Source organism: Streptomyces sp. CRN 30, assembly GCF_034105845.1.
Map to the genome: position 1 here is coordinate 1 of NZ_JAVRHI010000264.1, position 6,811 is coordinate 6,811.

Below are 6,811 nucleotides of genomic sequence, written 5' to 3' on the forward strand. Positions count from 1 at the left end.
AGCTTGCCGATGCGCGACATAGCTGTTTCCTCCGTTCCCTTCTGCTACCAGACGTAGGCGAGGACTTCCCCACCCACGCCCTTCTTGCCGGCCTGCTTGTCGGTGAGGAGCCCGTGCGACGTGGAGATGATCGCCACGCCCAGGCCGCCCAGCACCTTCGGCAGGTTGGTGGACTTCGCGTACACCCGGAGACCGGGCTTGGAGATCCGCTTGATGCCCGCGATGGAGCGCTCACGGTTCGGGCCGAACTTGAGCTCGAGGGTGAGGTTCTTGCCGACCTCGGCGTCCTCGACCTTCCAGCCCGTGATGAAGCCCTCCTGCTGGAGGATCTCCGCGATGTGGGACTTGATCTTGGAAGCGGGCATCACCACGGAGTCGTGGTACGCCGAGTTCGCGTTCCGCAGACGCGTAAGCATGTCTGCGATCGGATCAGTCATGGTCATGAATTGGCCTTCGGCCTCTCTCGCCGGGGTTTCCTGGTGCGCCATCCCTCTCCCCGATCCGAGACGGGACGGGTGCGGCGCGGTGGACCTACGGCGTAGTAAGTCGTACGGGCGCGGCAGGCGCCCAACCCCACAAGCCTAAGGCATGCGGGCTGGGCACTCTGCCGACCCAGATGCTTACCGAGAGCCTGGGAAATCCTGAATTACAGGAATTACCAGGAGCTCTTGGTCACGCCCGGCAGCTCGCCGCGGTGAGCCATCTCACGAAGGCACACACGGCACAGGCCGAACTTGCGGTACACGGAGTGCGGACGGCCACACCGCTGGCAGCGGGTGTACGCGCGCACGGCGAACTTCGGCTTACGAGCAGCCTTCGCGATCAGAGCCTTCTTCGCCATCTCGCTCACGCCTCCTTGAAGGGGAAGCCGAGGTGACGGAGGAGGGCACGGCCCTCGGCGTCGTTGGTCGCCGTGGTGACCACGGTGATGTCCATACCCCGGGTACGGTCGATCTTGTCCTGGTCGATCTCGTGGAACATGACCTGCTCGGTGAGACCGAAGGTGTAGTTGCCACGGCCGTCGAACTGCTTGGGGGACAGACCACGGAAGTCGCGGATGCGCGGCAGCGCGAGCGACAGGGTGCGGTCCAGGAACTCCCACATGCGGTCGCCACGGAGCGTGACGTGGGCACCGATCGGCTGGCCCTCACGCAGCTTGAACTGCGCGATGGACTTGCGGGCCTTGGTGACGGCCGGCTTCTGGCCGGTGATCGTGGTGAGGTCGCGGATAGCGCCGTCGATCAGCTTGGAGTCGCGGGCGGCGTCGCCCACACCCATGTTGACCACGATCTTCACGAGGCCGGGGATCTGCATGACGTTCTCGTACTTGAACTCGTCACGCAGCTTGCCCGCGATCTCCTCGCGGTACTTCGTCTTCAGACGCGGAGTGGTGGTGGTCGCCATCAGATGTCCTCACCCGTCCGCTTGGCAACGCGGATCTTGTTGCCGTTGTCGTCGAAGCGGTAACCGACACGGGTGACGACCTTGTTGCCGTCCTTCTCCACGACGAGCTGGACGTTGCTCACGTGGATCGGGGCCTCGGTCGTCACGATGCCGCCGGCCTGCGAACCGCGAGCGGTCGGACCGGCCTTGGTGTGCTTCTTGACCCGGTTGACACCCTCGACCAGGACACGGTCCTCGCGGGGGAAGGCCGCGATGACCTTGCCCTGCTTGCCCTTGTCCTTACCGGTGATGACCTGGACCAGGTCGCCCTTCTTGATCTTCATGCTTACAGCACCTCCGGCGCGAGCGAGATGATCTTCATGAACTTCTTCTCGCGCAGCTCACGGCCGACCGGGCCGAAGATACGGGTGCCGCGAGGGTCGCCGTCGTTCTTCAGAATGACGGCGGCGTTCTCGTCGAAGCGGATGTACGAGCCGTCCGGACGGCGGCGCTCCTTGACGGTGCGAACGATGACCGCCTTGACGACGTCACCCTTCTTCACGTTGCCACCGGGGATCGCGTCCTTGACGGTGGCGACGATGACGTCACCGATGCCCGCGTAGCGGCGACCGGAGCCACCGAGCACACGGATGGTGAGAATTTCCTTCGCACCCGTGTTGTCGGCGACGCGCAGTCGCGACTCCTGCTGGATCACGTCTATCTCCTGATCGTCTGCCGGTTCCCGCAGTGCCCTTGCGGGGCGAACCTGCGAGCCTGGCGGAACTCTCCTGCGGGGGATGCCCCGCAGGAATTACTTTCACCTCTGGAGGCGGTAACCCGCGCCGGGGGCCGCGGCCCGTGGGTGCGGCCGGCCCGGCGGGGTCAGCGGGGGCTTGCGCCCCCGCTTCTTACTTCGCCTTCTCGAGGATCTCGACGACGCGCCAGCGCTTGGTCGCGGACAGCGGCCGGGTCTCCATGAGGAGGACGCGGTCGCCGACACCCGCGGCGTTCTGCTCGTCGTGCGCCTTCAGCTTGTTCGTACGGCGGATGACCTTGCCGTACAGCGCGTGCTTCACGCGGTCCTCGACGGCGACGACGACGGTCTTGTCCATCTTGTCGCTGACGACGAGACCCTCGCGGGTCTTGCGGAAGCCGCGGGCGGCCTCGGTCTTCTCAGTCACGTTGTTCTCGCTCATGCGTTCTCCACCGTCTCGATGCCCAGCTCGCGCTCGCGCATCAGGGTGTAGATCCGCGCGATGTCCTTGCGGACCGCCTTGAGACGGCCGTGGTTCTCAAGCTGTCCGGTCGCCGCCTGGAAGCGGAGGTTGAACAGCTCTTCCTTGGCCTCGCGGAGCTTCTCGAGAAGCTCCTCGTTGCCCAGCTCGCGCAGCTCCGACGCCTTGGTACCGGTCGACATCACGCTTCACCTGCCTCGCGCTTGACGATCTTGCACTTCATCGGCAGCTTGTGGGCCGCACGGGTCAGGGCCTCGCGCGCGATCTTCTCGTTCGGGTAGGACAGCTCGAACATCACCCGACCGGGCTTGACGTTCGCGATCCACCACTCCGGCGAACCCTTACCGGAACCCATGCGGGTCTCGGCGGGCTTCTTGGTCAGCGGCCGGTCCGGGTAGATGTTGATCCAGACCTTGCCGCCACGCTTGATGTGGCGGGTCATGGCGATACGAGCCGCTTCGATCTGGCGGTTCGTGACGTACGCCGGGGTCAGCGCCTGGATGCCGTACTCGCCGAACGCAACCTGCGTTCCACCCTTGGCCATACCACTGCGCTTGGGGTGGTGCTGCTTGCGGTGCTTGACCCTACGGGGGATCAGCATTTCGGTCAGGCCTCCGTTCCGGTGCTCTCAGCAGCCGGAGCGGCAGCGGCGGGCGCCTCGGCCTTGGGGGCCTCGGCGGCCGGAGCCGACTGCTGCTGCGGCTTGCGACCGCGCCCGCCACGCTCGCCACCGCGGCCACCACGGGCCGGGCGGTCGTTGCCACCACGGGCCGGGCGGTTGCCGGCGCGGGCAGCGGCGTTCTCGGCGCGGACCTCGGCGATGTTCTTGACGTCGCCCTTGTAGATCCAGACCTTCACGCCGATGCGGCCGAAGGTCGTCTTGGCCTCGAAGAAGCCGTAGTCCACGTTCGCGCGGAGCGTGTGCAGGGGCACACGGCCCTCGCGGTAGAACTCCGAGCGGGACATCTCGGCGCCACCGAGGCGGCCACCGCACTGGATCTTGATGCCCTTGGCGCCGGCCTTCATGGCGGACTGCATGCTCTTGCGCATGGCCCGACGGAAGGAGACGCGGGAGGAGAGCTGCTCGGCGACGGCCTGGGCCACGAGCTGAGCATCCGTCTCGGGGTTCTTGACCTCGAGGATGTTCAGCTGGACCTGCTTGCCCGTGAGCTTCTCGAGGTCACCGCGGATGCGGTCGGCCTCGGCGCCACGGCGGCCGATGACGATGCCGGGACGCGCGGTGTGGATGTCCACCCGCACACGGTCACGGGTGCGCTCGATCTCCACCTTCGAGATACCGGCGCGCTCCATGCCGGACGTCATCATCCGACGGATGGCGACGTCTTCCTTGACGTAGTCCTTGTACAGCTTGTCGGCGTACCAACGCGACTTGAAGTCGGTCGTGACACCGAGCCGGAACCCATGCGGGTTAACCTTCTGGCCCATTACCGGGTTCCTTCCTTGCTGCTGACGACCACGGTGATGTGGCTGGTCCGCTTGCGGATCCGGTAGGCGCGGCCCTGGGCACGCGGCCGGAACCGCTTCAGGGTCGGGCCCTCGTCGACGTACGCCTCGGAGATGAAGAGGCTGTCGGCGTCGGTGTGGTCGTAGTTGTGCGCGGCGTTGGCAATGGCGCTGTCCAGCACCTTGCCCACCGGCACGCTCGCGGCCTGCGGGGCGAAACGCAGGACCGCCTGAGCCTCCGTGGCATCCATGCCACGGATGAGGTCCACCACGCGGCGGGCCTTCATGGGCGTGACGCGGATGTACCGCGCCTGGGCCCTGGCTTCCATGGTTGTCCCTTCAGTGTCTGTCATGGTCATTCACACCCCGCTGGTTAGCGGCGCTTCGACTTCCGGTCGTCCTTGACGTGACCCCGGAAGGTGCGCGTCGGCGAGAACTCGCCGAGCTTGTGGCCGACCATCGACTCGGTGACAAACACCGGGATGTGGGTCTTGCCGTTGTGCACCGCGATCGTGTGGCCGAGCATGGCCGGGACGATCATCGAGCGGCGGGACCAGGTCTTGATGACGTTCTTGGAACCGGCTTCGTTCTGGGCGTCCACCTTCTTGATCAGGTGGTCGTCGACGAAGGGCCCCTTCTTGAGACTGCGCGGCATCTAAACCCGCTCCTAGCGCTTCTTGTTCGTCTTGCGGCGGCGGACGATGTACTTGTTCGAAGCCTTCTTCGGCGAACGCGTACGACCCTCCTTCTGACCCCACGGCGAGACCGGGTGACGACCACCGGAGGTCTTGCCCTCACCACCACCGTGCGGGTGGTCAACCGGGTTCATCGCCACACCGCGGACGGTCGGGCGGACGCCCAGCCAGCGCTTGCGGCCGGCCTTGCCCCAGTTGATGTTCGACTGCTCGGCGTTGCCGACCTCGCCGACGGTGGCGCGGCAGCGCACGTCGACCAGGCGAATCTCACCGGAGGGCATGCGCAGGTGGGCGTAGGCGCCCTCCTTCGCGAGCAGCTGCACGGAGGCACCGGCGGAGCGGGCGAACTTGGCGCCGCCGCCCGGACGGAGCTCGATCGCGTGGATCGTGGTACCGACCGGGATGTTGCGGAGCGCCAGGTTGTTGCCCGGCTTGATGTCGGCCCCGGGGCCGTTCTCCACGCGGTCACCCTGCTGCAGGTTGCGCGGGGCGAGGATGTAGCGCTTCTCGCCGTCGGCGTAGTGCAGCAGCGCGATGCGCGCGGTGCGGTTGGGGTCGTACTCGATGTGAGCGACCTTCGCCGGCACGCCGTCCTTGTCGTGACGACGGAAGTCGATCACGCGGTAGGCGCGCTTGTGGCCACCGCCCTGGTGGCGGACGGTCACACGACCCGAGTTGTTACGGCCACCCTTGCTGTGCAGGGGGCGGACCAGCGACTTCTCCGGCGTGGACCGCGTGACCTCGACGAAGTCGGCGACGCTGGAGCCGCGACGGCCCGGCGTAGTCGGCTTGTACTTGCGGATTCCCATTTCTCAGTCCTCGTCCGATATCGGACGATCCAGACCGCCCTCAGGCGGTCGGACCGCCGAAGATGTCGATACGGTCGCCCTCGGCAAGGGTCACGATCGCGCGCTTGCTGTCGGCACGCTTGCCGAAGCCCGTGCGGGTCCGCTTGCGCTTGCCCTGGCGGTTGATCGTGTTGACCCCGGTGACCTTGACCGAGAAGACCGCCTGGACGGCCTGCTTGATCTGGGTCTTGTTGGCCTTCGGGTCCACGATGAACGTGTACTTGCCCTCGTCGAGGAGCGCGTAGCTCTTCTCGGACACGACCGGCTTGATCAGGACGTCACGGGGGTCCGTGTACGCCTTGCTCGCCGGGGTGACGACGGTGTTCTTGCCCTCGGTGGCGTGGCGGCGCGCCTTGGCGACGCGCGCGGCCTTGGCGGCCTTGGCCGCCTTCGAGGCGATGCTCGGGTGACGCGTGGCCATCAGGCTTCGCTCCCTTCGGTGTCAGCGGCCTTGGGGCCAGACACGAAGGACTCGTAAGCGGCCTGGGTGAAGACCACGTCGTCCGAGACGAGAACGTCGTACGTGTTCAGCTGGCCCGGCTCCAGAATGTGGATCTGGGGCAGGTTGCGGGCGGACAGCCACGCGGCCTCGTCGGAGCGCTCGGCGACCAGGAGCAGGTTCTTGCGCTCCGAGATCTTGCCGAACAGCGTCTTGGCGGCCTTGGTGGAGACCTCGCCCTCGACCACGCCGGAGACGACGTGGATGCGGCTGTGGCGGGCCCGGTCGGTGAGGGCACCGCGCAGGGCGGCGGCCTTCATCTTCTTCGGGGTCCGCTGCGAGTAGTCACGCGGCACGGGACCGTGCACGACGCCACCACCGGCGAACTGCGGCGCGCGGGTCGAACCCTGACGGGCGCGACCGGTGCCCTTCTGGCGGTACGGCTTCTTGCCACCGCCACGGACCTCGCCGCGGGTCTTCGTCTTGTGCGTGCCCTGGCGGGCAGCGGCCAGCTGCGCGACGACGACCTGGTGGATCAGCGGAACGCTGACCTTGGCGTCGAAGATCTCCGCGGGGAGCTCGACGGTACCGGCCTTGTCGCCTGCCGGCGAAAGGATGTCAACAGTGCTCATCGGTTACCTCAGGCCCCCTTGGCCGCGGTGCGGACCAGGACGAGGCCGCCGTTCGGACCGGGAACCGCGCCCTTGATGAGCAGCAGACCCTTCTCCGCGTCAACGGCGTGGACGG

At 66.8% G+C, this 6,811-nt stretch carries 14 protein-coding genes and 1 pseudogene; all 15 read right to left on the reverse strand.

What is annotated here, in order from left to right:
* Positions 1–44 precede the first annotated feature (44 nt).
* On the reverse strand, positions 45–443 hold the full coding sequence (rpsH, locus tag UW392_RS28070; protein ID WP_320777922.1) for a 30S ribosomal protein S8: 399 nt from the start codon (positions 441–443) through the stop codon (positions 45–47).
* Between the two features lie 212 nt (positions 444–655).
* Positions 656–841 carry a type Z 30S ribosomal protein S14 gene (locus UW392_RS28075; RefSeq protein ID WP_004571834.1) on the reverse strand — a complete coding sequence of 62 codons (186 nt, stop codon included), beginning with the start codon at positions 839–841 and terminating at the stop codon, positions 656–658.
* A gap of 5 nt (positions 842–846) precedes the next feature.
* Positions 847–1,404, reverse strand: coding sequence for a 50S ribosomal protein L5 (gene rplE, locus UW392_RS28080; RefSeq protein WP_007384074.1), 558 nt, complete (start codon positions 1,402–1,404; stop codon positions 847–849).
* The gene (gene rplX, locus UW392_RS28085) at positions 1,404–1,727 is read right to left on the reverse strand and encodes a 50S ribosomal protein L24 (protein WP_320777923.1); all 324 of its coding nucleotides are present in this window, start codon (positions 1,725–1,727) and stop codon (positions 1,404–1,406) included. Before rplX ends, rplE begins: the two co-directional genes overlap by 1 nt.
* Before the next feature lie 2 nt (positions 1,728–1,729).
* A complete protein-coding gene (gene rplN, locus UW392_RS28090) occupies positions 1,730–2,098 on the reverse strand; it encodes a 50S ribosomal protein L14 (RefSeq protein ID WP_003974257.1) in 369 nt (122 codons plus the stop codon).
* A gap of 193 nt (positions 2,099–2,291) precedes the next feature.
* Positions 2,292–2,579 (reverse strand): 30S ribosomal protein S17, encoded by a 288-nt coding sequence (rpsQ, locus tag UW392_RS28095; protein ID WP_320777924.1) that lies wholly within the window; start codon positions 2,577–2,579, stop codon positions 2,292–2,294.
* On the reverse strand, positions 2,576–2,800 hold the full coding sequence (rpmC, locus tag UW392_RS28100) for a 50S ribosomal protein L29 (RefSeq protein ID WP_320777925.1): 225 nt from the start codon (positions 2,798–2,800) through the stop codon (positions 2,576–2,578). The genes rpsQ and rpmC overlap by 4 nt, the downstream gene beginning before the upstream one ends.
* A complete protein-coding gene (gene rplP / locus UW392_RS28105; protein WP_255954215.1) occupies positions 2,800–3,219 on the reverse strand; it encodes a 50S ribosomal protein L16 in 420 nt (139 codons plus the stop codon). The genes rpmC and rplP overlap by 1 nt, the downstream gene beginning before the upstream one ends.
* A 5-nt stretch (positions 3,220–3,224) precedes the next feature.
* The gene (gene rpsC, locus UW392_RS28110; protein ID WP_030567260.1) at positions 3,225–4,064 is read right to left on the reverse strand and encodes a 30S ribosomal protein S3; all 840 of its coding nucleotides are present in this window, start codon (positions 4,062–4,064) and stop codon (positions 3,225–3,227) included.
* Entirely contained in the window at positions 4,064–4,411 is a 348-nt protein-coding gene (gene rplV / locus UW392_RS28115; protein WP_003974262.1) for a 50S ribosomal protein L22, read from the reverse strand. Before rplV ends, rpsC begins: the two co-directional genes overlap by 1 nt.
* 44 nt (positions 4,412–4,455) lie before the next feature.
* The gene (rpsS, locus tag UW392_RS28120) at positions 4,456–4,737 is read right to left on the reverse strand and encodes a 30S ribosomal protein S19 (RefSeq protein ID WP_007384069.1); all 282 of its coding nucleotides are present in this window, start codon (positions 4,735–4,737) and stop codon (positions 4,456–4,458) included.
* Between the two features lie 12 nt (positions 4,738–4,749).
* Positions 4,750–5,586, reverse strand: a complete 837-nt coding sequence (rplB, locus tag UW392_RS28125; RefSeq protein WP_149825919.1) for a 50S ribosomal protein L2 — start codon at positions 5,584–5,586, stop codon at positions 4,750–4,752.
* A gap of 40 nt (positions 5,587–5,626) precedes the next feature.
* Positions 5,627–6,046, reverse strand: a complete 420-nt coding sequence (gene rplW / locus UW392_RS28130) for a 50S ribosomal protein L23 (RefSeq protein WP_320777926.1) — start codon at positions 6,044–6,046, stop codon at positions 5,627–5,629.
* Positions 6,046–6,696, reverse strand: a complete 651-nt coding sequence (rplD, locus tag UW392_RS28135; RefSeq protein ID WP_320777927.1) for a 50S ribosomal protein L4 — start codon at positions 6,694–6,696, stop codon at positions 6,046–6,048. The genes rplW and rplD overlap by 1 nt, the downstream gene beginning before the upstream one ends.
* 8 nt (positions 6,697–6,704) lie before the next feature.
* A pseudogene (gene rplC, locus UW392_RS28140) lies at positions 6,705–6,811 on the reverse strand (50S ribosomal protein L3); the annotation flags it as partial.